This window comes from Citrobacter freundii complex sp. CFNIH4, from assembly GCF_002934505.1.
Lineage (GTDB): Bacteria > Pseudomonadota > Gammaproteobacteria > Enterobacterales > Enterobacteriaceae > Citrobacter > Citrobacter freundii.
Window position 1 is genome coordinate 3,037,833 of the sequence record NZ_CP026231.1, and the last position, 26,361, is coordinate 3,064,193.

The following is a 26,361-nucleotide window of genomic DNA, read 5'->3' on the forward strand; positions in this document are numbered from 1 at the left end:
CTGATGGCCCTGTTAATCACTAAAAAGTGTATCAATTGCGATATGTGCGAGCCCGAATGCCCGAATGAGGCGATTTCGATGGGTGATAGCATTTACGAGATTAACAGCGACAAGTGTACAGAATGCGTAGGCCATTACGACACGCCAACCTGCCAGAAGGTGTGCCCGATCCCCAATACTATTTTGAAAGATCCGGCACATATCGAAACAGAAGAGCAGTTGTGGGATAAGTTTGTGCTGATGCACCACGCCGATAAACTTTAACCGCGTCGCCATCCGGCAACGTGCAGAATCTAACTCTCGATAATCACCGTGGCGCAGGCATAGTGACGCTCATCGGCCAGCGTCACATGCATATGCGCGACGCCGAGTTTTTCCGCCAGTTTTAACGCCTCTCCCCATAATCGCAGACGCGGCTTACCGAGTTCGTCGTTAAAGACTTCAAACTGATTAAACGCCAGCCCATTGCGAATACCCGTGCCAAAGGCTTTTGCTGCCGCCTCTTTGACTGCAAAACGCTTCGCCAGAAAACGCACCGGCTGCTGATGCGTTTCCCAGATTGCCCATTCGTTGTCGCTGAGCACACGTCTTGCCAGGCGGTCGCCGGAACGGGAGATTACCGCTTCGATGCGGGCAATCTCCACGATATCCGTACCTAATCCCAAAATCGCCATTAGCCACGCGCTTCCAGCATCAGGCGCTTCATTTCGACTACGGCATCTTTCAGACCGCTCATCACCGCGCGCCCGATAATGGCATGGCCAATGTTCAACTCATGCATTTCCGGGATCCGTGCAATAGCTTTAACGTTGTGATACGTCAGGCCGTGGCCCGCATTCACCTTCAGGCCAAGGCTGGCGGCAAAAGTTGCCGCTTTGGCAATACGCGCCAGTTCGCTGGCCTGCTCTGCGTCGGTTTTCGCATCGGCGTAACAGCCGGTGTGAATTTCAATAAACGGCGCGCCAACTTCCGCAGCGGCCTTAATCTGTTCTTCGTCGGCATCGATAAACAGCGAAACCAGAATGCCTGCGTCCGCCAGGCGTTTGCAGGCATCGCGCATCTTGTCACGCTGACCGGCGACGTCCAGACCACCTTCAGTGGTAACTTCCTGACGTTTTTCCGGCACCAGGCAGCAAAAATGCGGCTTAGTCTCAACGGCAATCGCCAGCATCTCTTCGGTGACTGCCATTTCCAGATTCATGCGCGTATCCAGCGTCTGGCGCAAAATGCGCACGTCACGGTCGGTGATATGGCGACGGTCTTCACGCAGATGTACGGTAATACCGTCCGCGCCCGCCTGTTCAACGATAAACGCTGCCTGAACCGGGTCCGGATATGCGGTACCGCGTGCATTACGTAACGTGGCAATGTGGTCAATATTGACGCCTAACAGTAATTCAGCCATGACAATCCTCGTTAATCATTATTTGTTTTTACTGCGCGTTTTGGCATAAATTGCCGGAACAGTTCCCGGCTTTTTAACGGCTTACCACCAAGATACGGCTTTAACGCCATGCGGGTAAAGCGTTTCGCGGCGCGTAACGTATCGACATCAGGAAATTCACGCGACTCAAGTGCTTTGAGATGGCGTCCGGTAAAGGTGTTGTTATCAATAACGACGCTGGCAATAAACCCTTTTTCTTCCCGGTAACGATAGGTCATGGTGTCGTCTACCGGCTCGCCGCTGCCCGCACAGTGGGTAAAATCGACGCCGTACCCCAGATGTCCAAGTAAGGCCAGCTCAAAGCGACGCAATGCAGGTTCTGGCGAACCCGTCACGCCAGCCAGCGCCTGAATACAGTTCAGGTAATCGAAAAAGAGTTCAGAAAAGCGGGTTTCGTACTCGAGTACGCGCGAGACAAGCTCGTTGATATACAAGCCGCTGTACAGCGTGATACCGCTAAGAGGGAGTGCCAGAGAAACGGCTTCAGCACTACGTAGGGTTTTGACCTCTCCACGCCCACCAAAGCGAAGCAACAACGGGGTAAAAGGCTGGAGCGCGCCTTTGAGATTAGAACGTTTGGAACGTGCGCCTTTAGCCACCAGACGCACGCGACCCGACTCTTCCGTGAAGACGTCCAGCACGAGACTGGTTTCGCTCCAGGGGCGACTATGCAAGACAAAGGCTCGTTGCCATCCTTCCATATAATCGCCGTGTTTCAGAAGATGGGTTTACACGTCGTCGCCGTAACCGAGGCTACGCAGCGCGCGTTCGTCATCGGCCCAGCCGGACTTCACCTTCACCCACAGTTCGAGGTGAACCGGCGCTTCGAACATCTCCTGCATGTCTTTACGCGCTTCGATGCCGATGGTTTTAATTTTGGCCCCTTTGTTGCCAATAACCATCTTCTTCTGCCCTTCACGTTCAACGAGAATCAGACCGTTAATATCGTAACCACCGCGCTCATTGGAGATAAAACGCTCAATTTCCACGGTAACGGAGTAAGGCAATTCAGCACCCAGAAAACGCATCAGCTTTTCACGGATGATTTCTGAGGCCATAAAGCGCTGAGAACGATCGGTGATGTAATCTTCCGGGAAGTGATGAATAGCTTCCGGCAAATGCTTACGCACGATGCCCGCAACGGTATCGACATTCAAGCCGGTTTCGGCAGAAATCGGCACGATATCAAGGAAGTTCATCTGGCTTGCCAGGAACTGCAGGTGCGGCAGCAGATCGGCTTTTTCCTGAACGTTGTCTACTTTGTTCACAGCCAGAATAACCGGGGCTTTGCCATCACGCAGCTTGTTGAGCACCATTTCGTCGTCCGGCGTCCAGCGGGTGCCTTCCACAACGAAAATAACCAGTTCAACATCACCGATCGAGCTGCTCGCCGCTTTATTCATCAGGCGGTTGATCGCTCGTTTTTCTTCCATATGCAGGCCCGGAGTATCAACATAAATCGCCTGATACGCGCCTTCAGTATGGATGCCAACAATACGGTGACGTGTTGTCTGAGCCTTACGTGAGGTAATAGAAATCTTCTGCCCAAGCAGATTATTCAACAGGGTGGATTTGCCGACGTTCGGGCGACCGACGATGGCAATAAATCCGCAGTAAGTTTTCTCTTCGCTCATTCCAGCTCCAGTTTTTTTAACGCCTGTTCGGCGGCAGCCTGCTCAGCCTTACGACGGCTCGAACCTGTGCCAACCACCGGTTCACTCAGGCCGCTGACCTGGCAGTGGATAGTAAATTCTTGATCGTGTGCTTCACCACGGACCTGCACCACCAAATAAGACGGCAGAGGCAGGTGGCGACCCTGCAAATATTCCTGCAGGCGCGTTTTCGGATCTTTTTGTTTATCGCCCGGGCTAATTTCATCCAGACGAGTTTGATACCAGTTCAGGATTAATTGCTCAACGGTTTGAATATCGCTGTCGAGGAAGACGCCGCCGATCAACGCTTCAACGGTATCGGCCAGGATCGATTCACGACGGAAGCCGCCGCTTTTCAGCTCACCAGGCCCCAAACGTAAACATTCACCGAGGTCAAACTCACGGGCTAATTCAGCCAGCGTATTGCCGCGAACCAGCGTTGCGCGCATGCGGCTCATGTCACCTTCGTCCACTCGAGGGAAACGGTGATACAGCGCATTAGCGATAACAAAGCTCAAAATAGAGTCGCCCAGAAATTCTAAACGCTCGTTATGTTTGCTGCTGGCGCTCCGGTGAGTTAATGCCTGCTGCAACAGCTCCTGATGATTAAAAGTGTAGCCCAGCTTCCGTTGAAGCCGATTAATTACGATGGGGTTCATGCGATACCAATAAATGAATGCGTCAACAATTCAGCACACGAAACAGACCTGATATACACACTTTGCGGAGCCATCTGGCTTCGCCTGCATGCTTTTATATACAAACCAACGCTGTTTCGTGTGCCGTGGCAACCTGTCGGTGCCAACCTAAAACTTCGGGGGAATATTCTATACACAACGACAAGGGATGTCGTTAGTCTGCGGGAATTTATCCGAGAAATAATTCACGCTGCCGCCGTAATGACGACAACGTGAACGATTATCGGCGATTAGTGAATGCCACCAATACGGCTTAAACGCACACCGGTCGGCCATTCACCTTCTTGCTTATCGAAACTCATCCAGATAGCGGTCGCTTTACCCACCAGATTCGCTTCCGGCACAAATCCCCAGTAACGGCTGTCCGCACTGTTGTCACGGTTATCACCCATCATGAAGTAGTGCCCTGGCGGGACGATCCAGGTTGCCAGTTGCTGACCAGGCTGGCGGTAATACATTCCCACCTGATCCTGCGCGATTGGCACAGTCAGAATGCGGTGCGTGACCTCACCCAGCGTTTCTTTACGCTCAGAGAGACGAATACCGTTCTCTTTCGTTTCGTTCAGCGGAACTTCAAAGAAGCCACTGGTCGCTTCCCCACCGTTACGGCGCGCAAAGGTCTGTACGAAATCACTTGGCTGAACATCCGAATACGTTACCGGCAGCGCGTTTTCACACGCCTGACCGGAACGGCATCCAGGCTGAATAGTCACCTCTTTCGCCACTGGATCGTACGTTACTTTGTCTCCCGGTAAACCGACAGCACGTTTAATGTAGTCCAGGCGCGGATCTTCCGGGTATTTAAACACCACGATATCACCGCGTTTCGGATGACCGGTTTCGATCAGCGTTTTCTGGTAAATCGGATCTTTAATCCCGTAGGCGAATTTCTCCACCAGGATAAAGTCACCGATAAGCAGCGTCGGCATCATCGAACCTGACGGGATCTGGAACGGCTCATAAATAAATGAACGTACCACCAGCACAATCGCCAGTACCGGGAAAACGGATGCCCCGGTTTCCAGCCAGCCCGGCTTAGGGGATACTTTTTTCAGCGTTGCTTTATCCAGTGAATCACCTGCAGCAGCTTGCGCTGCTGCCTGACGCTCCCGGCGTTTTGGTGCGAAGATGAATTTATCTACGCACCATAAAATGCCCGTCACCAGTGTGGCAATCACCAGAATCAGGGCAAACATGTTCGCCATGCCAACTCCTTAAGATTATTTGCTGTCTTTACCGACATGCAGAATGGCGAGGAACGCTTCCTGCGGCAGTTCGACGTTACCGATCTGCTTCATGCGCTTTTTACCCTCTTTCTGTTTTTGCAGCAGCTTTTTCTTACGGCTGATATCACCGCCGTAGCATTTCGCCAGAACGTTTTTACGCAGCTGCTTCACGGTTGAACGCGCGATGATGTGCGTACCAATGGCCGCCTGGATCGCGATATCAAACTGCTGGCGAGGGATTAGATCTTTCATCTTCTCAACCAGTTCGCGGCCACGGCTCTGGGAGTTGTCGCGGTGAGTAATCAGCGCCAGCGCATCGACACGTTCGTTGTTGATAAGGACATCAACGCGCACCATGTCAGACGCCTGGAAGCGTTTGAAGTTATAGTCCAGCGACGCATAGCCGCGAGAGGTCGACTTCAGACGGTCGAAGAAATCGAGTACTACTTCCGCCATCGGAATCTCATACGTCAGCGCCACCTGGTTACCGTGGTAAACCATGTTGGTCTGGACGCCACGCTTCTCGATACACAGGGTGATGACGTTGCCAAGGTAAGCCTGCGGCAGCAGCATGTGACACTCAGCGATCGGCTCACGCAGTTCGTAGATGTTGTTCAGCGGCGGCAGCTTGGACGGGCTATCGACGTAGATAGTCTCTTTCGCCGTGGTTTCGACTTCGTAGACTACGGTCGGCGCGGTAGTGATCAGATCCAGATCGTATTCACGCTCCAGACGTTCCTGAATGATCTCCATGTGCAGCAGACCAAGGAAGCCACAACGGAAGCCGAAGCCCAGCGCGGTAGAGCTTTCCGGTTCGTAGAACAGGGAGGCGTCGTTCAGGCTCAGCTTGCCAAGCGCGTCACGGAAGTTTTCATAGTCGTCAGAGCTGACCGGGAACAGACCGGCGTAAACCTGTGGCTTCACTTTTTTAAAGCCTGGCAGCGGTTTGTCTGCCGGGTTACGCGCCTGCGTCAGGGTATCGCCAACCGGCGCGCCGAGGATGTCTTTAATCGCACAAACCAACCAACCTACCTCGCCGCATTTCAGCTCGGTACGGTCAACCTGTTTTGGCGTGAAGATCCCCAGGCGGTCGGCGTTATAGACCTGACCGGTGCTCATTACTTTAATTTTGTCGCCTTTACGCATGGTGCCGTTTTTAATACGTACCAGCGACACCACGCCAAGGTAGTTGTCGAACCATGAGTCGATGATCAGCGCCTGTAATGGGCCTTCCGGATCACCTTCCGGCGGCGGAATGTCGCGTACCAGACGTTCAAGAACGTCAGTGACGCCAACGCCGGTTTTCGCCGAGCAGCGAACGGCATCTGTCGCATCGATACCGACGATATCTTCGATCTCTTCCGCTACGCGTTCAGGATCGGCAGCCGGTAGGTCGATTTTGTTCAGAACCGGCACCACTTCCAGATCCATTTCCATGGCGGTATAGCAGTTAGCCAGGGTCTGCGCTTCTACGCCCTGCCCGGCATCAACCACCAGCAGTGCACCTTCACAGGCGGCAAGCGAGCGGGAAACTTCATACGAGAAGTCAACGTGGCCCGGGGTGTCGATAAAGTTAAGCTGATAGGTTTCACCATCAGATGCTTTGAAATCGAGCGTCACGCTCTGCGCTTTGATAGTAATACCGCGCTCACGCTCAAGATCCATCGAGTCGAGAACCTGCGCTTCCATTTCACGGTCAGACAGGCCACCGCAGATCTGGATAATACGGTCAGACAGCGTCGATTTACCGTGGTCGATGTGAGCTATGATTGAAAAGTTACGTATGTTCTTCATATAGTGTAATTATTGTGCCTTACGCCCGCCTGAGCAGGCTCTGAGAAGTCGCTGTTCTGAGCTTAACGTCTGTTTAAGTGAAACGCCGCATTCTACACTACAACGCTGAGGCGAGGAAATGTTCATAGAGCAAGGATAGCGGGAACTGGAAACAACTTTGCAAAGTCGATGAAACTTTTGTCGGATGGCGACATAAACGCCTTATCCGGCCTACACCTGCATCTGAGGACGCTGTAGGCCTGATAAGCGCAGTGCCATCAGGCAAAGATATCACTGCTGGGTTTCGACGCGAATAAGATCGGGTGGGAGAGCAACGTTCAGAATGACCGGCTGCCAGGCTTCGCGTTCAGCAAGCTTACGAGAGTATCCACGAGCAATCAGGAATCCGCCCACGCCCCCCAGCACTGCTCCGCTTAATGCCGCAAGATCGGAACCAAACAGCACCTGGAATAGCGCCGCGAAAAGAAACAGTCCCGCCAACGGAGACATGTAGACCAGCATCGCCGAACCGAGCAGGCTACCTTCGGCAATGCCCAGTTCAACTTTTTGACCAGGGGTCAAGGGTTCGTCGCAGGGCACCACGATGGTGTGTGTGGTCTGAGGTCCCAGTTTGTTCAGCACGCGGCTCCCGCATCCGGCCCGGGAAGCACAGCTGCTACATGATGCTTTAACATCACAGCTGACCGTCGCCAGACCATTTTGCCAGGAGACGACCGTCGCCCACTCTTTAATCATTGTGCTGCCCTGAACTTAATATTGTCCGCGATACGCTTCGCCGTTTGCGGCGGAAGCTCACCGACAATAGTGATTTCGGCATTATCTCGCACGCTGGTGCTAACCGTGCGGCGTCCAGTGCGCAGCAGCTGATCGGCACTGTTTTGCATCGCGCGGTTTACGTTCACGGAGAAACTGAACAGACCATCGGAATAAAGCCGTGATTCGATCGGCATGTTATCCATCGTCGGCAGCGGACGTCGACTGCTGGACACCTCGCTGAAGCCTTGCGGCAACCACGACGGACTCCAGTTGAAGTTGGTTTTCTCACCCGCAGGAACTGACAACAACGGCGGCAGATTGGCTTTCGCCAGCGTCTGCATGCTGTCGCTGACACCGTTGTTAACAGTAAACGCGATGACGCGGAACTGTTCCAGCGTTTCGCCATCACGGTCAAGAAGATCAACACGCATTGGCAGCTTGGTCTCAGTGTCCATCCAAACGATATAGCTGTAACGGGTGCCGTCACGCGCCACAACGCGGATCACTTCACAGAGCCTATCGGCAATACGGGTGCGGCCTACTGAGATAAAATCATAGTAGGGAGCAAGACGTTTGAAGTCGGTGTAAATCAGGGAGGGCAGTGAGTCAACGATATAGTCGCCGTTCAGCGTGAACGGTTCGAGACCTGGCTCAAAATAACTGATTTCGTTGCCACGTTGCACCACTTCCCGGCGCGGACCATCCATTTGCAACAGTTGCGCGAGCGGACGGTTATCCAGGCGGGCATGGCGATAACGTAGGGATTCAACACCCTGCTTATTGATGCTGACAAATGACAGCTCATAGGTGAGCGACTGGCTGGCCAGATTCATCTGCTGCAACAACGCCCCGGACGCAGGATTGGCCGAGGCGTTGACAGAGAAGAACAGGCTACCAGCCACAAGTGACATGGCAAACCAAAGTTGCTTCATTACTGCGATTGCGTTCCTAAAGTTTGAATTCCTGGCACCTGCACAGCGGCTTGCTGTGTCTGGGCCTGCTCAAACTGAAGCTGTTCAGAGTGCAGTCGACGTTGCAGTTCGTAATCCTGCAACATGGCATTAATACGACGACGCTGCTCCTGTACCTGCTGTTGCTGACCGCCGCTGGCCGTCGCGTCAGAAGGTACACCCAGGCTTACCGGACTGGCTTTACCCATCATCGGTAATGTATTAAATACCGGCGTTTCGGGCTGCTGGGACGTTTCAGATTGCCCATTATAGTGCTGGACGCCAACAATAACTGCAAGTGATACACACGCGGCCACACCCATTTGAGTAAGCTGCGCGGCCCACGGACGCATTTTCTTCCAGAACGGCATTTTCTGCCACTGGTGCGGTGCTGGCTGGGCCTCAGGAATCAATGGCGCCGTCTGGCGTACCGGCTCATCCTGGATGGCGGCCATTACGCGGGCGGAAATATCGAAATGGAGAACGTCGGCAGTATCACCTCGCATGGAATCGCGAATCAGGTGATAACTCTCCCAGGTTTTTTGCATTTCCGGGTCGTGAGCCAGCTCTTTGAGCAACTCAGTATCCAGCGTTTCGCCATCCATTAAAGCGGAAAGTTTTTCTTTCTGCATGCCTAATACCTTTTCCAGTATCCCGCTATCGTCAACGCCTGATAAGCGGTTGAACTTTATTATCAATAGCTTCCCTCGCTCGGAAGATACGTGAACGCACCGTACCCACCGGACAATCCATGATAGCGGCTATCTCTTCATAGCTCAGGCCATCCAGCTCCCGCAAGGTTATTGCCATGCGTAAATCTTCCGGGAGGGACTCAATAGTTCGGAAAACTATCTGTCTCAGTTCTTCTGACAACATTAAGTTCTCAGGGTTCGAAATTTCTTTCAGCGCACCGCCACTTTCGTAATTTTCTGCTTCAATCGCATCTATATCACTGGAAGGTGGACGACGCCCCTGAGCGACCAGGTAATTCTTCGCTGTATTGACCGCAATACGATACAGCCAGGTATAAAAAGCACTATCCCCCCGGAACGAGTCCAGCGCACGATAGGCTTTGATAAATGCTTCTTGTACTACATCGGGTACATCACCCGACGGTACATAGCGAGAAACCAGACTCGCCACCTTATGCTGATAGCGCACTACCAGTAGGTTAAAGGCTTTCTGATCTCCCTTCTGGACCCGTTCTACCAGGACCTGGTCCGTTAACTGCTCGCTCATCCGAGGTAAAGTCTCCCCAAACCAAATTTCCACGCGCCTTCGAAACGCCATTCCATCAGCTTCACTATGAGCAAGCAAATGCTTAGAGTGCTCAAGTTTCGTAAAGTTCCGTTACGCATTGTTTTTTGTTTGTCATGTTGTAGACAGGTCTTATCTCTCATTATAAGTCTACATAACCCGATCAACGCACTATCTGTACAGAAATGCCCATTTCACCGCTTGCAGAGTAACCCAACGGGCACTTTATTTCATCACATAATCTGATGCTAACGGCCTGCTTCACAAAATATTTTTGCCTATTTCACCCTCATCATGTTTTTCTTTCATGTTTAGTCATTGCAACACGTTTAAAAATAAAACGTGCAGTATCGCGCAATGTGGTGCTATGGTGACCAAACACTGTTTAGTAAATTAAACAAAAATCATGAATACGACTCCTGAATTATCCTGTGACGTGCTGATCATTGGCAGCGGGGCTGCCGGACTCTCACTGGCGCTGCGCCTGGCTGAAAAGCATCAGGTTATTGTCCTGAGCAAAGGGCCGGTCAGCGAAGGCTCGACATTTTATGCCCAGGGCGGTATTGCCGCGGTTTTCGATGAAACCGACAGTATCGACTCCCACGTTGAAGATACGCTGATTGCCGGGGCCGGGCTGTGCGATCGCCATGCGGTGGAATTTGTCGCCAGCAATGCGCGTACCTGCGTTCAATGGCTTATCGATCAGGGCGTCTTATTTGATACGCAGGTTCAGCCTAACGGTGAAGAGAGCTATCACCTGACCCGTGAAGGCGGTCACAGCCATCGACGCATCCTGCACGCTGCGGATGCTACCGGCAAAGAAGTCGAAACCACCCTCGTCAGCCAGGCACAAAATCATCCCAACATCCGGGTTCTCGAGCGCAGTAATGCTGTCGACCTGATTGTCTCCGATAAAATCGGTCTGCCGGGAACGCGTCGGGTTGTCGGTGCCTGGATCTGGAATCGTAATAAAGAAGCCGTAGAAACCTGCCATGCGAAGTCGGTAGTGCTGGCCACCGGCGGCGCGTCAAAGGTATATCAATACACCACCAATCCGGATATTTCCTCGGGTGACGGAATTGCAATGGCCTGGCGTGCGGGATGCCGCGTCGCCAACCTGGAGTTTAACCAGTTTCACCCAACAGCGCTGTATCATCCGCAGGCGCGCAATTTTCTGCTGACCGAAGCGCTGCGCGGCGAAGGCGCGCACCTGAAACGCCCGGACGGTTCACGCTTTATGCCCGATTTTGACGAGCGTGGCGAACTGGCTCCCCGCGATATTGTCGCCCGCGCCATTGATCATGAAATGAAGCGCCTGGGTGCAGATTGCATGTTCCTCGATATCAGTCATAAACCGGAAGAATTTGTTCGTCAGCATTTCCCGATGATTTATGAAAAGTTGCTGGGACTGGGCATTGATCTAACCAAAGAACCTGTTCCCATCGTGCCTGCCGCGCACTATACCTGCGGCGGCGTGATGGTTGATGACTTTGGCCGTACCGATGTCGATGGGTTGTATGCGATCGGCGAAGTGAGTTACACCGGCCTGCATGGCGCCAACCGGATGGCATCGAACTCATTGCTGGAGTGTCTGGTTTACGGTTGGTCCGCGGCTGAAGATATCGACAGGCGTATGCCTTATGCACGCGGCGTCAGCACGCTCCCGGGCTGGGATGAAAGCCGGGTAGAAAATCCAGATGAATTGGTTGTTATCCAGCATAACTGGCATGAGCTGCGGCTGTTCATGTGGGATTACGTCGGTATTGTGCGCACCACTAAACGTCTGGAACGCGCCCTGCGCCGTATCACCATGCTGCAACAGGAAATCGACGAGTATTACGCCCATTTCCGTGTGTCGAACAACCTACTGGAGCTGCGCAATCTGGTGCAGGTTGCCGAGCTGATTGTCCGCTGCGCGATGATGCGCAAAGAGAGTCGGGGCCTGCACTACACGCTGGATTATCCAGAACAGCTTCCAGAGGCGGGCCCGTCAATTCTCTCGCCGCTCAGTCATCACATAAACAGATAGAACGCCTGGGTCAGCGCCGTATAACCTTCAGAGTAACGTTGGTCTGGCCCACGGATCACCAGCCTGTCGCTAAAGCACTCCCCGGCCTGCGGGGAGAATGCCAGCAATACCCGATGCGGTAGACGGGCCTCGGTTTCTGCTACATCCGTGCGCAATCGCAGATGCCAGCCCATGCTAAGCGCCTGCTGAGTAAATGCGTTACCAATCTGCTCCGGTAGCACCACACAAAAAAAACCGTCTTCCGTAATGCAGTCCGCCGCCAGCGTAAGCAACGCCTGGTGATCGAGCGAGGTGGTATAGCGGGCCTGCTCGCGCTGCGGTGTAGCGCATTCCACGCCCTGTTCATAATAGGGAGGATTGCTGATTATCAAATCAAAACGCACGGTCTGACGCGGTATCCACTGTTGCGCATCTTCTGTATGAACACTCACACGATGCATCCACGGAGAGTGCGCGATGTTCTCCTGCGCCTGCTGCGCGGCGTCGACATCAAGCTCCACGGCGTCAATGATGACGTTTTCATCAGTGCGCTGGGCCAGCATCAGCGCCAACAGGCCGCTCCCGGTACCAATATCCAGGATCCGCTTTACGCCCGCAACGGGGGCCCAGGCCCCCAATAAAATGCCGTCCGTTCCGACTTTCATTGCACAGCGATCGTGTGCCACAAAAAACTGCTTAAAAGTAAATCCATTACGTTTCAGTACGGATGTAGACTGGGGCATGAAGAACAACCTTCCTGGAAAAAAAACGATAACATAGGATAAAAACAATACCTGAGAAGGTATATCCATACAAACAGATGAAGATTGCAGCCGTAACGTCTATAATCAGCGCCCCACTCAGAGGTAGAACATGACTGTAACGACTTTTTCCGAACTTGAACTCGATGAAAGCCTTCTGGATGCCCTCCAGGAAAAAGGTTTCACTCGCCCGACCGCCATTCAGGCTGCCGCCATTCCGCCTGCGCTCGATGGCCGTGATGTACTCGGTTCTGCGCCGACAGGCACCGGTAAAACGGCGGCATATTTGCTGCCAGCGTTGCAGCACCTGCTCGACTTCCCACGCAAGAAATCCGGTCCGCCGCGCATTTTAATCCTGACGCCAACGCGCGAACTGGCGATGCAGGTTGCTGAACACGCCCGTGAGCTGGCGAAAAATACGCATCTGGATATCGCGACCATTACCGGCGGCGTGGCTTACATGAACCACATGGAAGTCTTTAGCGAAAACCAGGACATCGTGGTTGCCACCACGGGTCGTCTGCTGCAATACATTAAAGAAGAAAACTTCGACTGCCATGCGGTTGAGACGCTAATTCTCGATGAAGCAGATCGTATGCTGGACATGGGTTTTGCCCAGGACATCGAACATATCGCCGGTGAAACCCGCTGGCGTAAGCAAACCATGCTGTTCTCCGCCACGCTGGAAGGCGATGCGATTAAAGATTTTGCCGAGCGTCTGTTGGAAGATCCGGTCGAAGTCTCAGCGGATCCGTCCACCCGCGAACGCAAGAAGATCCATCAGTTTTACTACCGTGCTGATGACATCGAGCACAAAACTGCCCTGCTGATCCATCTGTTAAAACAGCCGGAAGCGACCCGCTCGATTGTCTTCGTACGTAAACGCGAGCGTGTGCACGAGCTGGCAGGCTGGCTGCGCCAGGCGGGCATTAACAACTGCTATCTCGAAGGCGAGATGGTGCAGAACAAACGCAATGAAGCGATCAAACGCCTGACCGATGGTCGCGTGAACGTGCTGGTAGCCACCGACGTTGCCGCTCGCGGGATCGATATTCCTGACGTCAGCCATGTGTTTAACTTCGACATGCCGCGCAGTGGCGATGCCTATCTGCACCGCATTGGCCGTACCGGTCGCGCAGGTCGTAAAGGTACTGCGATCTCTTTGGTTGAAGCGCACGACCATCTGCTTCTCGGCAAAGCGAGCCGCTATATTGACGAGCCGCTGAAAGCACGCGTCATCGACGAACTGCGTCCAACCACGCGCGCGCCAAGTGAGAAATCCAACGGTAAACCATCCAAGAAAGTGCTGGCGAAGCGCGCCGAGAAAAAAGCGAAAGAGAAAGAGAAGCCGCGGGTGAAAAAACGTCACCGCGATGCAAAAAATATCGGCAAACGTCGTAAGCCGAGCGGAGCTGCTACCCAGCAGTCCGACAAAGAGTAAACCGAATGCCGGGCCGTTTAGCCCGGCATTTTTTCACGTGATGCAAAACTCACTTCAATACACTCAAGAAACACACGCATCGCCGGACTAACGACTTTTCCGGCATGATAACCACACAATGCCGTAATTAACTCAGGTTGTTCACTGTACGGTAATTCAATCAATTCCCCTGAACGTAGCTCCCTCTCAACGGCAAAACGCGGCAAAAAGCTGACCCCAAGATTTGCCGATACGCACTGCTTAATGCTTTCAATGCTCCATAACTCAATGGTATTTTCCAGCGTAATCTGTCGTTTACGCAGTAGCCCCTCGAAGCGCTGTCTGAAAATACATTGCGGCTCATTAATGATAAAACTGCAGGGAATGTGCTGGTTATACTGAGTAAAATTAACGTGCTGGAGCAGCGGCGAAGCAACTAATGCCAGTGACTGATCGCCTAGCGGCATCAACTCAAGGGCATCGTCATTACCCACCCGATAACCCCCCCCCCAGATCGACCTCATCACTGAGCAACGCATCGCGAATTACATAACAATTGAGTGACTGTAAAGACAACCGCACATGGGGCGCACGTTGTTTAACTCGCTGTAAAACCTGCGGCATTTTATACGCCAGCAGCGTTTCGCCCGTCATTTTCACTGGCGGTTATGGATCCTGCCATCATCCATTGGCTCAGTTGGGCTGGGGCAGCTTATATCCTGTGGCTGGCGCTGAAGATCGCCACCAGCCCGGCTACAAACGATGATTTGCGGTCAGAGCCGATTAGCTTCTGGGCGAGTTTTGGCTTGCAGTTTGTTAACGTGAAATCATTTTGTACGGCATTACCGCGTTATCCACGTTTGTATTACCGTACACTCAGGACGCACACTGGCTGATTGGAGTGAGTATTCTGTTGGCGCTGATCGGCACCTTCACAAATGCCTGCTGGGCGCTGGCGGGCCATCTTTTTCAGCGCGTTTTTCGCCGTTACGGCCGGCAGTTGAATATCATTCTGGCGCTGCTGTTGGTGTATTGCGCGGTAAGGATCTTTTACTAACGGATGCAAAAAAGCGGAAGACACACTGGCATCTTCCGCTTTTTGATTCTTTGCTAAACGGGGCTATTCCCCGTGAGCCTTACAGGCTCTCAGTAAAGGTACGAGCGATAACGTCGCGCTGCTGTTCTGGGGTCAGAGAGTTGAAACGCACTGCATAACCAGAAACACGGATGGTCAGCTGCGGATATTTTTCCGGATGCTTAACTGCATCTTCCAGCGTTTCGCGACGCAGAACGTTCACGTTCAGGTGCTGACCACCTTCCACGCGGACTTCCGGCTGTACGTCTACCGGTACTTCACGGTATTCGATTTCGCCCAGTTTGCTGACAGCAACGACTTCATCAGCATTGAAACCTGCTTTCGCAACGATGCAGCGTGCTTCGCCTTTTTCGCTGTCCAGCAGCCAGAAAGAGTTCAGCAGGTCGTCGTTTGCAGCTTTAGTAATCTGGATACCTGTAATCATTTGATGCCTCCCCGGCAAAATTATTTGATCTCGGTTGGCCGTCATCCGGCCAATTGGTAAAACCATTGTTGCTTGAGTGTATATATACCCCTCACACACCCTTGAATCTTTGATTTAAATCAATAAAAACCACACATGAAAAGTGGTGATAGGTGGATTTTATTGTTTTACATCAACTTACGCCGTATGCACAGCTAAACTTTTTACATAAATTTTCAACTATCTTTAAGGGGTAGACCATTGAGAAACGTACAGAATTTTGCGACGTCGAAAGAAGCAGTTAAGCTAGGGGGATTGAAAATTCGCAGGAGAGCGAGATGGCCACCGAATTAACTTGGCACGATGTGCTGGCTGAAGAAAAACAGCAGCCTTATTTTGTTAACACACTGCATACTGTTGCCGGCGAGCGTCAGTCAGGAATGACAATTTATCCGCCGCAAAAAGATGTGTTTAACGCGTTTCGTTTTACCGAGCTTGGTGACGTGAAAGTTGTCATCCTGGGTCAGGATCCTTACCACGGCCCAGGCCAGGCACACGGTCTCGCGTTCTCTGTTCGTCCGGGGATTGCCACTCCGCCTTCGTTGCTGAACATGTACAAAGAGCTGGAAGCAACAATTCCCGGCTTCACCCGCCCCACGCACGGATATCTGGAAAGCTGGGCACGCCAGGGGGTACTGTTACTCAACACCGTACTCACCGTTCGCGCCGGTCAGGCACATTCTCACGCCAGCCTTGGATGGGAAACATTTACCGATAAAGTCATCAGCCTGATTAACCAACATCGGGAAGGCGTGGTTTTCCTGCTCTGGGGTTCTCACGCACAGAAGAAAGGCGCGATTATTGATGCGCAGCGTCACCATGTGTTGAAAGCGCCCCACCCATCACCACTCTCTGCGCATCGCGGTTTCTTTGGTTGCAATCACTTTGTACTGGCGAATGAATGGCTGGAACAACGAGGTGAAAAACCGATTGACTGGATGCCGGTATTACCCGCAGAAAGCGAGTAAAAAAATGCCAGCGATTCGCTGGCATTTTTATTATCAGGCTTTGTTCTGACGCCACCACTCCGCGAGCAAAACGCCGGTCGCGACAGAAACATTGAGCGTTTCTACCTTGCCGGTACCGTCAATCGCCACGCACAGGTCGTCGGCTGAACATGCTGCTTCTGGCAGAGCTTCACGCTCACGCCCTAATACCAGCACCATTTTTTCCGGCAGCGTGGTAGTAAACAGCGGTTTACCTTTCACGCTTGAGGTCATCACTACCGTGTAACCCGCGTTACGGAAATCGTCCAACACATCGACAATGCTGTCACCGGTAATCGGCTGAACATGCTCTGCTCCACCTTCAGCAGTACGGATAGCCGCCCCCGATTCCAGCAGCGCCGCATCCTGAACCACCACGCCTTTCACACCGAAGTGCGCGCAGCTACGCATCATACCGCCCAGGTTATGCGGGTTAGCGATATCTTCCAGTGCCAGCACGCAATCCTGCGCCCCTGCCTGACCGACCCACTGCTTAACGGTAGTACCGTTACGTTTTTTGATCAGGAAACAGACGCCACCGTGGTGTTCGGTGCCTGAGGCTTTCGCCAGCTCGGCTTCGTCAACCACGTGATAGGCTTTGCGGTTTGCCGCCATCCAGCGTAATGCTTCTTTAAAACGCGGGGTTACGCTCTGAACAAACCAGGCGCGGACGATAGCGTCCGGACGACTCTGGAACAGAGCCTGACAGGCATTCTCACCGTAAACGCGGGTTTCTTCCGCGCGCTGACGGCGTAATACTTCAGGATCGATAAAGCTCTTACCGCTAATACCGCCGTGATCGGCTTTATCCGCTGCGTCATCATTCGGTGCGCGGGAAACGGTACGCCACGGTGAATCTTCACGTCTGCGGTCGCGTTCTACATCGCGGTCACGCCCGCGTTCACGACCACGTTCGCTGTTCGGACCCTTTCGTTCATCACGGGCAGGGCGACGACCGCCTTCGGCTCGGGAAGTACCGGGGCGACCGCCGCCTTTGCCAGTACGTGGATTTTGGGTGCGTTTATCCGAGTCATCGTCACTGCGGACGTACATCACTTTGACCTTGCCGTTTTTGTTCTTCAGTTCGTCGCTCATGTTTTTCTCCACCTGCTCTGCGCGAAGCGCGCAGATTACCCGATGTGCACGTCGTTAGCCATTATTTCATTTAAAAGCTAAGGACTATTGTACTCATTGAATAAAACGCATTGTTGTTTAGAACAGACTCTCCGATAATATGTAACATAATAGAAACATACTGGCGTTTATGCCGTGAAGTCCACTCCACTCATCCAGAGGTTAGTTATGAATACCGTTTGTACCAGCTGCCAGGCTATCAACCGCATCCCTGACGATCGTGTCCAGGAAGCGGCTAAATGCGGACGCTGTGGTCACGACCTGTTTGATGGGGAGGTGATCAATGCGACCGGTGAGACACTGGATAAACTGTTAAAAGACGATCTCCCGGTGGTCGTTGACTTTTGGGCCCCCTGGTGTGGTCCATGTCGTAACTTCGCCCCGATTTTTGAAGATGTCGCGGAAGAGCGTAGCGGCAAAGTGCGTTTTGTTAAAGTGAATACGGAAGCCGAGCGTGAACTCAGCGCCCGTTTCGGTATCCGCAGCATTCCGACCATCATGATCTTCAGAAAAGGTGAAATCGTCGACATGCTTAACGGCGCTGTACCAAAAGCCCCGTTTGATAACTGGCTTAACGAATCATTATAATCTCTACGGGGCGCATCTTGTGCCCCGTTTTCACCTCTGCGACAATAGCGTTTTTCAACGTGTTTCCCCATGACCGATAACGCTGTTCTTCAGTTACGCGCTGAGCGCCTCGCGCGCGCCACGCGTCCTTTCCTTGCCCGAGGTAATCGCGTTCGCCGCTGTCAACGCTGCCTGCTGCCGCAGAAGCTCTGCTTGTGCGCAACTCTGGCGCCCTCTGAGGCAAAAAGTCGCTTTTGTCTGGTGATGTTTGATACCGAGCCGATGAAGCCCAGCAACACGGGGCGTTTAATTGCCGATATTCTGCCCGATACCACGGCTTTTCAGTGGTCACGTACCGAGCCGCCGCAGGCGCTGCTGGAACTGGTAAAAAATCCGGATTACCAGCCGATGGTTGTATTCCCGGCCTCCTATGCGGGTGAAGAGCGTGAAGTGATTTTCACGCCACCAGCCGGTAAGCCCCCATTGTTTATCATGCTCGACGGCACCTGGCCTGAGGCGCGTAAAATGTTCCGCAAAAGCCCGTACCTCGATAACCTGCCGGTGATCTCTGTTGATTTATCACGCCTTTCTGCTTACCACCTGCGTGGCGTTCACGCCGAAGGGCAATATTGCACAGCCGAGGTGGCCATCGCCTTGTTGGATCTGGCGGGAGATACGCAAGCCGCAGAAGGGTTAAGCGATCATTTTACTCGCTTTAAAACCCGCTACCTGGCAGGAAAAACTCAACATCAGGGAAACGTCACAGCAGATTCATCAGAAAACGTTTAAAATCATTCGGTCACTGGTGTCATTAAGGAAGCCGATATGAGTCAGCGTGGTCTGGAAGCACTATTGCGACCGAAATCCATTGCGGTGATTGGGGCGTCAATGAAGCCTAATCGCGCAGGTTACCTGATGATGCGTAACCTGCTTGCTGGCGGTTTCAATGGACCTGTTTTACCGGTGACGCCCGCATGGAAAGCGGTGTTGGGCGTACTGGCGTGGCCCAATATCAACAGCCTGCCTTTTAGCCCCGATCTCGCCGTGTTGTGCACCAATGCCAGCCGTAACCTGGCATTACTCGAAGCGCTTGGCGAGAAAGGCTGTAAAACCTGCATTATTCTCTCAGCTCCCTCGGCGCAGCACGCGGAGCTGCTGGCCTGCGCATCACGCTACAACATACGTCTTCTGGGTCCCAACAGCCTGGGACTTCTCGCGCCCTGGCAGGGGCTTAACGCCAGCTTTTCCCCCGTCCCCATCAAGCGCGGCAAGCTGGCATTTATTTCCCAGTCGGCGGCGATTTCCAACACCATTCTGGACTGGGCGCAGCAGCGCGACATGGGTTTTTCCTGGTTTATCGCGCTGGGTGACAGCCTGGATATCGACGTTGATGAGTTGCTGGATTACCTGGCCCGCGACAGCAAAACCAGCGCGATATTGCTCTACCTCGAACATTTAAGCGATGCAAGGCGTTTTGTCTCCGCCGCGCGTAGCGCCTCGCGCAATAAACCTATTCTGGTGATTAAAAGCGGTCGCAGCCCTGCAGCGCAGCGTTTACTGCATACCAGTGCCGGAATGGACCCGGCCTGGGATGCGGCGATTCAACGCGCTGGTTTATTGCGCGTTCAGGACACTCATGAGCTTTTCTCGGCAGTCGAAACCCTGAGCCACATGCGTCCGCTACGTGGCGACAGGCTGATGATCATCAGCAATGGGGCCGCTCCCGCGGCGCTGGCATTAGATGAACTGTGGTCGCGAAACGGTAAGCTGGCCGCGCTGAGTGAAGAAACCTGCCAGAAATTACGCGATGCCCTACCTGCTCACGTGGATATCGCCAACCCACTGGATCTGCGTGATGATGCCAGCAGCGAACATTACGTCAAGACACTGGATATTTTACTCGCCAGTCAGGATTTCGACGCACTGATGGTGATTCACTCACCCAGCGCAGCCGCCCCCGGAACCGAAAGCGCGCAAGCGTTGATCGAAGCGGTAAAGCGCCATCCGCGCGGCAAGTTCGTCTCGTTGCTGACCAACTGGTGCGGCGAGTTTTCATCCCAGGAAGCCCGCAGGCTGTTTAGTGAAGCCGGATTACCCACCTATCGTACGCCGGAAGGCACTATCACTGCATTTATGCATATGGTGGAGTACCGGCGTAACCAGAAGCAACTGCGAGAAACACCAGCCCTACCCGATAGCCTGACCACTAACACCGCCGAAGCGCATAGTCTGTTACAGCAGGCGATTGCTGAGGGAGCGACATCGCTGGATACCCATGAAGTGCAGCCGATTTTACACGCCTATGGCTTACACACACTGCCGACATGGATCGCCAGCGACAGTGCGGAAGCCGTACATATCGCAGAACAAATCGGTTACCCGGTAGCACTGAAGCTGCGTTCTCCTGATATCCCGCATAAATCGGAAGTTCAGGGGGTAATGCTCTATCTGCGTACGGCAACAGAGGTGCAGCAGGCAGCCAATGCGATTTTTGATCGGGTAAAAATGGCCTGGCCGCAGGCGCGCATTCACGGTTTATTAGTACAAAGTATGGCAAATCGCGCTGGCGCTCAGGAACTGCGCGTCGTCGTTGAACATGACCCTGTGTTTGGCCCGTTGATTATGCTGGGCGAAGGCGGGGTTGAGTGGCGTCCAGACGAGCAAGCCGTGGTGGCCTTGCCGCCATTGAACATGAATCTGGCGCGTTATCTGGTGATCCAGGGGATCAAAAACAAAAAGATCCGCGCTCGCAGCGCACTACGGCCCTTAGATATTGCAGGTTTAAGCCAACTGTTGGTCCAGGTCTCCAACCTGATCGTCGATTGTCCGGAAATTCAGCGCCTGGATATCCATCCTCTACTGGCCTCTGCTGGGGAATTTACTGCACTGGACGTCACACTGGATATTGCCCCTTTCACGGGCGATAACGAAAGCAGGCTGGCGGTACGCCCTTATCCCCATCAGCTTGAAGAATGGGTGGAGTTGAAAAATGGCGATCGCTGCCTGTTCCGTCCCATTTTGCCGGAGGACGAGCCTCATCTGCAGCAGTTCATATCTCAGGTAACGAAAGAAGATCTTTATTATCGCTATTTCAGTGAGATAAACGAATTTACCCACGAAGATTTAGCCAATATGACACAGATCGACTACGATCGGGAAATGGCCTTTGTGGCAGTACGCTGTAAAGATAATCAGCAAGAGATCCTCGGCGTAACGAGGGCAATCTCGGATCCTGATAACGTTGACGCCGAGTTTGCCGTGCTGGTTCGTTCTGATCTCAAAGGGCTGGGCTTAGGTCGTCGGTTGATGGAAAAGTTGATTGCATACACCCGAGATCACGGACTTAGACGTTTAAATGGTATTACGATGCCAAACAATCGGGGGATGGTCGCCCTGGCCCGAAAACTCGGGTTTGATGTCGATGTCCAGCTCGAAGAGGGAATTGTTGGGCTAACGCTGAATCTGGCCCAATATGAGGAATCGTGAGTAAGGTACTGGAAATGTTGACCACATTAATGGGTACTGGTGGTATCATTGCCCGCTTATGTCGTCTGCAAAGCACAGAGGACCCTTCAATGAACAGAGAAGAAATGCACTGTGATGTTGTCAAAATTTAAGCGTAATAAACATCAACAACACCTTGCCCAACTACCTAAGATTTCTCAGTCAGTTGATGATGTAGATTTCTTTTATGCTCCCGCAAATTTCAGGGAGACTCTGCTGGAGAAAATAGCCAGCGCGACGCGACGGATCTGCATTATTGCGCTGTACCTGGAACAGGATGACGGCGGTAAAGGCATACTCGACGCGCTCTATGCGGCAAAGCGGCAGCGTCCTGAACTGGATATCCGGGTGCTTGTCGACTGGCATCGAGCCCAGCGTGGACGCATTGGTGTTGCGGCATCCAATACCAACGCTGACTGGTATTGCCGCATGGCGCAAGAAAATCCTGGTATCGATATCCCTGTCTACGGCGTGCCAATTAACACCCGTGAAGCGCTTGGTGTTCTGCATTTTAAAGGCTTTATCATTGATGATAGCGTCCTGTATAGCGGGGCCAGTCTGAACGATGTTTACTTACACCAACATGATAAATACCGCTATGACCGCTATCAGCTGATTCGCAACGCGAAGATGGCCGATATCATGTACGATTGGGTTACGCAGAACCTGATGAATGGGCGCGGCGTTAATCGTCTCGATGATATCCATCGTCCTAAAAGCCCGGAAATTAAAAATGATATCCGCCTGTACCGCCAAGAACTGCGCGATGCATCCTTCCATTTTCAGGGTGATGCGGATAACGAACAGCTTTCGGTCACGCCGCTGGTAGGCCTTGGAAAATCCAGTCTGTTAAATAAGACTATTTTCCATCTTATGCCCTGCGCGGAGCACAAACTCACAATCTGTACCCCTTATTTCAACCTGCCCGCCATACTGGTGCGCAATATCATTCAACTGCTGCGTGAAGGGAAAAAGGTCGAAATCATTGTCGGTGATAAAACAGCCAACGACTTTTTCATTCCAGAAGATGAGCCATTCAAGATCATCGGTGCGCTGCCTTATCTGTATGAAATAAATCTGCGCCGTTTCCTGAGCAGACTGCAGTATTACGTGAACACCGACCAGTTGGTCGTGCGCTTATGGAAAGATGATGACAACACCTATCATCTGAAAGGCATGTGGGTTGATGATAAATGGATGCTGCTTACCGGCAATAATCTTAACCCCCGAGCCTGGCGGCTGGATTTGGAAAACGCCATTCTTATCCATGATCCCCAGCAGGAACTGACTCCTCAGCGTGATAAAGAGCTGGAGCTTATCCGCACGCACACCACCGTCGTGAAACACTATCGCGACCTGCAGAGCATTGCCGACTATCCAGTCAAAGTACGTAAGCTCATCCGTCGATTACGCCGTATTCGAATCGACAGATTAATCAGCCGTATTCTGTAATCAAGACCCCGTCCAGCGACGGGGTTTTTCCTATGGAGGCAACGATGCGTCTGTGTATTCTTGCCAGTGTTTTGCTTCTTTCCGGTTGTAGCCACATGGCTAACGACAGCTGGAGTGGGCAAGACAAAGCTCAACACTTTATCGCCTCGGCCATGCTTGCCGCAGCGGGGAACGAGTATGCACAGCATCAGGGAAACAATCGCGATCGTAGCGCAGCTATCGGTTTGATGTTCTCAGTCAGCCTGGGTGCATCAAAAGAGCTGTGGGATAGCCGCCCCGCTGGGAGCGGCTGGAGCTGGAAAGACTTTGCCTGGGATGTGGCGGGCGCATCAACCGGCTATACCGTTTGGCAACTGGCACACCATTAGAGGCGTAAACCTTTTCCCTTACTGTGTAACATCAGCGAAACCAGGAATGCGACCACCGCCATCACGGTGACATACCAGAAGAATGATGTCTCCATGCCGACAGACTTCAGGGATAACGCAACATATTCGGCTGAACCACCAAACAAAGCATTAGCCACCGCATAAGATAACCCAACCCCCAGAGCACGCACCTGCGCCGGGAACATTTCGGCCTTCAGAATACCGCTAATTGACGTATAGAAACTCACGATCAACAAGGCACACATCACCAGAGCAAACGCCATGTAAGGAGACGTCACGCTTTGCAACGCGGTCAAAATGGGAACAGTGAAAATCGCGGCCAACGCGCCAAAACACAGCATTGAAGTACGCCGACCAATCTTATCTGACAAAGCGCCGAACAGCGGTTGAACCAGCATGAACACACACAGTGCCGCCGTCATAATCCCGCTGGCTACGTTGGCATGCATACCAGCTGTATTGACCAGGTATTTCTGCATGTAGGTTGTGAACGTGTAAAAACACAACGAACCCGCGGCGGTAAAGCCAAGCACTGTAGTGGTCAACTAAAACTGGCCACGGCTTTAGAGTTTTTCCAGTATCGGTTTTCCGATTCGTTTGGGGGCAACCCACCGTTATAGTCATGCGGCCTTAGCGAGCTGTAATACCCGACGATATAGTCTGTGATCGCATGAGCAGCATCGCTAAAGTTTATATAACCTGTCACTGGCACCCACTCGTTTTTCAGACTACGGAAGAAGCGTTCCATCGGGCTGTTGTCCCAACAGTTTCCACGTCGGCTCATACTCTGCCTGATCTGGCAACGCCACAGTAACTGCCGGAACTGCCTGCTTGTATAGTGGCTACCCTGGTCACTGTGGAACATCACTCCGGCTGGTTTACCGCGAGCTTCCCACGCCATTTCCAGCGCTCTGATGGTCAGCTTGCTATCCGGCGAGAATGACATTGCCCAGCCCACTGGTTTCCTTGCGAACAGATCGAGAACAACTGCAAGGTAAGCCCAACGCTTGCCTGTCCAGATGTACGTCACATCGCCGCACCACACCTGGTTAGGTTCTGTCACTGCGAACTGTCGCTCAAGGCGATTCGGGATAGCGATGTGTTCATGACCAACACGTTTATACCGGTGGGTAGGCTGCTGACAACTCACCAGCCCCAGTTCTTTCATGAGCCTGCCAGCAAGCCAGCGTCCCATTCTGAAGCCTCTCAGGGTTGCCATAATGGCGATACTTCTTGCGCCAGCAGAGCCATGGCTGATGTTATGCAGCTCCCGAACCTGGCTGCGTAACACAGCTCGCCAGCCGTCTGGCTTTTCGGCGCTTTTCTCCCAGTATTTGTAGCTACTGCGATGAACCCCGAACACGTGGCAGAGTGTGACCACAGGATACTGCGCTCTGAGTTTCCCGATTAACGAGAATTGTTCAGGGAGTCTGACATCAAGAGCGCGGTAGCCTTTTTTAATATGTCGTTTTCCATTTCAATGCGTTGTAGCTTTTTCTTCAGCTCACGTATTTCAATCTGTTCCGGGGTTATAGGGGAGGCTTTAGGTATTTTGCCCTGTCGTTCATCCCGCAACTGCTTTACCCATCGCGTCATGGTAGAAAGACCCACATCCATAGCACTGGCCGCAGCTGCAACGGTGTAGTTCTGATCAAGGACCAGTTGAGCGGATTCACGTTTAAACTCTGCGCTGAAATTTCTTTTTTTCATTGAGGCACCTGTAATGTTCTGAGGTGAGCATATCACCTCTGTTCAGGTGGCCAAATTCAGTAAACCACTACACACCATGACAAAGGCTTTGCGATTACGCCACAGACCTTTCAGGGAACCCGCTTCTTTCAGCGCGCGAACGTCCTGTTTCGAGGTTTCATCCAGTTGGCGACGCAGCCATAGCGCAACAATAGCCAGCACGGCGCCCAACGCAAATGGAATACGCCACCCCCACGCTCTGAGCGCAGAGTCTTCTAACGTGTGCTGTAATATGACCACAACCAACAATGCCAGTAACTGTCCGCCGATTAACGTCACGTACTGGAATGAAGCATAAAAACCTTTCTTACCTTCAACGGCAACTTCACTCATATAGGTCGCGCTGGTTCCGTATTCACCACCTACAGATAACCCCTGGAATAGTCTGGCCAGCAGTAATAACGCAGGGGCCCAGGTACCGATAGTTTCATATCCCGGTAGACAAGCGATCACCAACGATCCCATACACATCATACAAACGGACAGCAACATGGACTTTTTACGCCCGTGCTTATCCGCAATACGGCCAAACAACCAGCCTCCAATTGGTCGCATCAAGAAGCCTGCGGCAAACACGCCGGCGGTTTGTAAGAGTTGTGTGGTGGTATTTCCTGATGGGAAAAAGATATGAGCAAAATAAAGAGAACAGAAAGAGTAGATATAGAAATCAAACCATTCGACCAGATTCCCTGATGATGCTCCGACAATCGCCCATATACGACGGCGGGTATCGCCGTCTGCCAGCGCCCCGTTCTCAGTTACACTACTATCAGCCATTAGAATTGTACCCCTGCCAACGATCGCATGAATTTATCAATGATGGTTGTGTGTTTTTTGGTGAATTAAATGTTATATAATTGTTATATATTATTATGCAGGAAAGATCACGATTTTAATTAGCAGAGAAAGGATTCAGATATGTTCGAGGGAGAGATCCGTGTAGTAGATCGAGACAGTGTGCTTTTGTTAGTCGATTAAGGCGGTTACGTCGAATCCAGCAATCTGCCGCCGGAATTGCGTGATGCGCTGCGCTTATCAGGCCTGCACAATACGTT

Annotated in this window: 25 protein-coding genes and 4 pseudogenes; 10 read left to right on the top strand and 19 right to left on the bottom strand. The window is 52.5% G+C overall.

The annotated features are described in order from the left end of the window. Positions 1-3: 3 nt before the first annotated feature. Complete coding sequence (locus C2U41_RS15565) at positions 4-264, top strand: YfhL family 4Fe-4S dicluster ferredoxin (RefSeq protein WP_096756130.1); 261 nt, start codon at positions 4-6, stop codon at positions 262-264. 29 nt (positions 265-293) lie between these two features. Here C2U41_RS15565 and acpS read toward each other — a convergent pair whose 3' ends face one another. The 12 genes from acpS to rseD form a co-directional block, all read right to left on the bottom strand. Beyond that, a complete protein-coding gene (gene acpS, locus C2U41_RS15570) occupies positions 294-674 on the bottom strand; it encodes a holo-ACP synthase (RefSeq protein WP_003037588.1) in 381 nt (126 codons plus the stop codon). Next, positions 674-1,405, bottom strand: coding sequence for a pyridoxine 5'-phosphate synthase (gene pdxJ / locus C2U41_RS15575; protein WP_003838383.1), 732 nt, complete (start codon positions 1,403-1,405; stop codon positions 674-676). The genes acpS and pdxJ overlap by 1 nt, the downstream gene beginning before the upstream one ends. 11 nt (positions 1,406-1,416) lie before the next feature. Then, the gene (recO, locus tag C2U41_RS15580) at positions 1,417-2,145 is read right to left on the bottom strand and encodes a DNA repair protein RecO (protein ID WP_003838382.1); all 729 of its coding nucleotides are present in this window, start codon (positions 2,143-2,145) and stop codon (positions 1,417-1,419) included. Positions 2,146-2,172: 27 nt separating this feature from the next. After that, positions 2,173-3,078, bottom strand: coding sequence for a GTPase Era (gene era, locus C2U41_RS15585; RefSeq protein WP_003037581.1), 906 nt, complete (start codon positions 3,076-3,078; stop codon positions 2,173-2,175). After that, a complete protein-coding gene (rnc, locus tag C2U41_RS15590) occupies positions 3,075-3,755 on the bottom strand; it encodes a ribonuclease III (protein WP_003037579.1) in 681 nt (226 codons plus the stop codon). The genes era and rnc overlap by 4 nt, the downstream gene beginning before the upstream one ends. A gap of 269 nt (positions 3,756-4,024) precedes the next feature. Beyond that, a complete protein-coding gene (gene lepB / locus C2U41_RS15600; protein ID WP_003037578.1) occupies positions 4,025-4,999 on the bottom strand; it encodes a signal peptidase I in 975 nt (324 codons plus the stop codon). A gap of 15 nt (positions 5,000-5,014) precedes the next feature. After that, on the bottom strand, positions 5,015-6,814 hold the full coding sequence (gene lepA / locus C2U41_RS15605) for a translation elongation factor 4 (RefSeq protein ID WP_003037577.1): 1,800 nt from the start codon (positions 6,812-6,814) through the stop codon (positions 5,015-5,017). A 270-nt stretch (positions 6,815-7,084) separates the two neighbouring features. Beyond that, the gene (rseC, locus tag C2U41_RS15610) at positions 7,085-7,549 is read right to left on the bottom strand and encodes a SoxR-reducing system protein RseC (protein WP_003037576.1); all 465 of its coding nucleotides are present in this window, start codon (positions 7,547-7,549) and stop codon (positions 7,085-7,087) included. Then, on the bottom strand, positions 7,546-8,502 hold the full coding sequence (gene rseB / locus C2U41_RS15615) for a sigma-E factor regulatory protein RseB (RefSeq protein WP_003847063.1): 957 nt from the start codon (positions 8,500-8,502) through the stop codon (positions 7,546-7,548). Before rseB ends, rseC begins: the two co-directional genes overlap by 4 nt. Continuing rightward, positions 8,502-9,152, bottom strand: coding sequence for an anti-sigma-E factor RseA (gene rseA / locus C2U41_RS15620; RefSeq protein WP_003037574.1), 651 nt, complete (start codon positions 9,150-9,152; stop codon positions 8,502-8,504). Before rseA ends, rseB begins: the two co-directional genes overlap by 1 nt. A gap of 31 nt (positions 9,153-9,183) precedes the next feature. Next, positions 9,184-9,759 (bottom strand): RNA polymerase sigma factor RpoE, encoded by a 576-nt coding sequence (gene rpoE, locus C2U41_RS15625; protein ID WP_003037573.1) that lies wholly within the window; start codon positions 9,757-9,759, stop codon positions 9,184-9,186. After that, positions 9,756-9,920, bottom strand: a complete 165-nt coding sequence (gene rseD / locus C2U41_RS29340) for a rpoE leader peptide RseD (protein WP_049259737.1) — start codon at positions 9,918-9,920, stop codon at positions 9,756-9,758. The genes rpoE and rseD overlap by 4 nt, the downstream gene beginning before the upstream one ends. Positions 9,921-10,183: 263 nt before the next feature. On the opposite strand from rseD, the gene nadB reads away from it, so the two are divergent. Next, on the top strand, positions 10,184-11,806 hold the full coding sequence (gene nadB, locus C2U41_RS15630; RefSeq protein WP_003037572.1) for an L-aspartate oxidase: 1,623 nt from the start codon (positions 10,184-10,186) through the stop codon (positions 11,804-11,806). On the opposite strand, the gene trmN is transcribed toward nadB, so the two are convergent. Beyond that, positions 11,791-12,528 (bottom strand): tRNA(1)(Val) (adenine(37)-N(6))-methyltransferase TrmN, encoded by a 738-nt coding sequence (trmN, locus tag C2U41_RS15635; RefSeq protein ID WP_016150783.1) that lies wholly within the window; start codon positions 12,526-12,528, stop codon positions 11,791-11,793. The genes nadB and trmN overlap by 16 nt on opposite strands. 130 nt (positions 12,529-12,658) lie before the next feature. On the opposite strand from trmN, the gene srmB reads away from it, so the two are divergent. Then, a complete protein-coding gene (gene srmB / locus C2U41_RS15640) occupies positions 12,659-13,987 on the top strand; it encodes an ATP-dependent RNA helicase SrmB (protein ID WP_003037569.1) in 1,329 nt (442 codons plus the stop codon). A gap of 17 nt (positions 13,988-14,004) precedes the next feature. Here srmB and C2U41_RS15645 read toward each other — a convergent pair. Beyond that, positions 14,005-14,617 (bottom strand): annotated as a pseudogene (locus tag C2U41_RS15645) (substrate-binding domain-containing protein); the annotation flags it as partial. Here C2U41_RS15645 and eamB point away from each other — a divergent pair. Next, positions 14,617-15,023: pseudogene (gene eamB, locus C2U41_RS15650) on the top strand (cysteine/O-acetylserine transporter); the annotation flags it as partial. The pseudogenes C2U41_RS15645 and eamB sit on opposite strands and share 1 nt — an antisense overlap. A gap of 79 nt (positions 15,024-15,102) precedes the next feature. On the opposite strand, the gene grcA reads toward eamB, so the two are convergent. Continuing rightward, on the bottom strand, positions 15,103-15,486 hold the full coding sequence (gene grcA / locus C2U41_RS15655; RefSeq protein ID WP_003037563.1) for an autonomous glycyl radical cofactor GrcA: 384 nt from the start codon (positions 15,484-15,486) through the stop codon (positions 15,103-15,105). Positions 15,487-15,803: 317 nt separating this feature from the next. Between grcA and ung the strand changes: the two genes are divergently transcribed. After that, complete coding sequence (gene ung / locus C2U41_RS15660; RefSeq protein ID WP_003037561.1) at positions 15,804-16,493, top strand: uracil-DNA glycosylase; 690 nt, start codon at positions 15,804-15,806, stop codon at positions 16,491-16,493. Positions 16,494-16,526: 33 nt separating this feature from the next. On the opposite strand, the gene C2U41_RS15665 is transcribed toward ung, so the two are convergent. Further along, on the bottom strand, positions 16,527-17,606 hold the full coding sequence (locus C2U41_RS15665) for a tRNA/rRNA methyltransferase (RefSeq protein ID WP_003037560.1): 1,080 nt from the start codon (positions 17,604-17,606) through the stop codon (positions 16,527-16,529). Between the two features lie 207 nt (positions 17,607-17,813). Between C2U41_RS15665 and trxC the strand changes: the two genes are divergently transcribed. From trxC to C2U41_RS15695, 5 genes are all read left to right on the top strand, one after another. Then, on the top strand, positions 17,814-18,233 hold the full coding sequence (gene trxC, locus C2U41_RS15675) for a thioredoxin TrxC (protein WP_032937941.1): 420 nt from the start codon (positions 17,814-17,816) through the stop codon (positions 18,231-18,233). Between the two features lie 69 nt (positions 18,234-18,302). Continuing rightward, positions 18,303-19,001, top strand: coding sequence for a tRNA-uridine aminocarboxypropyltransferase (tapT, locus tag C2U41_RS15680; protein ID WP_003847051.1), 699 nt, complete (start codon positions 18,303-18,305; stop codon positions 18,999-19,001). A gap of 36 nt (positions 19,002-19,037) precedes the next feature. After that, entirely contained in the window at positions 19,038-21,698 is a 2,661-nt protein-coding gene (locus C2U41_RS15685; RefSeq protein ID WP_103848606.1) for a bifunctional acetate--CoA ligase family protein/GNAT family N-acetyltransferase, read from the top strand. A gap of 114 nt (positions 21,699-21,812) precedes the next feature. Further along, positions 21,813-23,168, top strand: coding sequence for a CDP-diacylglycerol--serine O-phosphatidyltransferase (gene pssA, locus C2U41_RS15690; protein WP_048210877.1), 1,356 nt, complete (start codon positions 21,813-21,815; stop codon positions 23,166-23,168). Positions 23,169-23,212: 44 nt separating this feature from the next. Next, the gene (locus C2U41_RS15695; RefSeq protein ID WP_048210876.1) at positions 23,213-23,536 is read left to right on the top strand and encodes a YfiM family lipoprotein; all 324 of its coding nucleotides are present in this window, start codon (positions 23,213-23,215) and stop codon (positions 23,534-23,536) included. Here C2U41_RS15695 and C2U41_RS15700 read toward each other — a convergent pair. From C2U41_RS15700 to C2U41_RS15710, 3 genes and pseudogenes are all read right to left on the bottom strand, one after another. Then, positions 23,533-24,090 (bottom strand): annotated as a pseudogene (locus tag C2U41_RS15700) (MFS transporter); the annotation flags it as partial. The gene C2U41_RS15695 and the pseudogene C2U41_RS15700 overlap by 4 nt on opposite strands. Positions 24,091-24,098: 8 nt before the next feature. Next, positions 24,099-25,267, bottom strand: a protein-coding gene (locus C2U41_RS15705) for an IS3 family transposase (protein ID WP_100216202.1) whose coding sequence is annotated in 2 segments (ribosomal slippage) — positions 24,099-25,018 and positions 25,018-25,267 — 1,170 coding nt in all. Because the reading frame shifts where the segments join, the coding sequence is not laid out codon by codon here. 72 nt (positions 25,268-25,339) lie between these two features. Next, a pseudogene (locus C2U41_RS15710) lies at positions 25,340-26,083 on the bottom strand (MFS transporter); the annotation flags it as partial. Positions 26,084-26,361 lie beyond the last annotated feature (278 nt).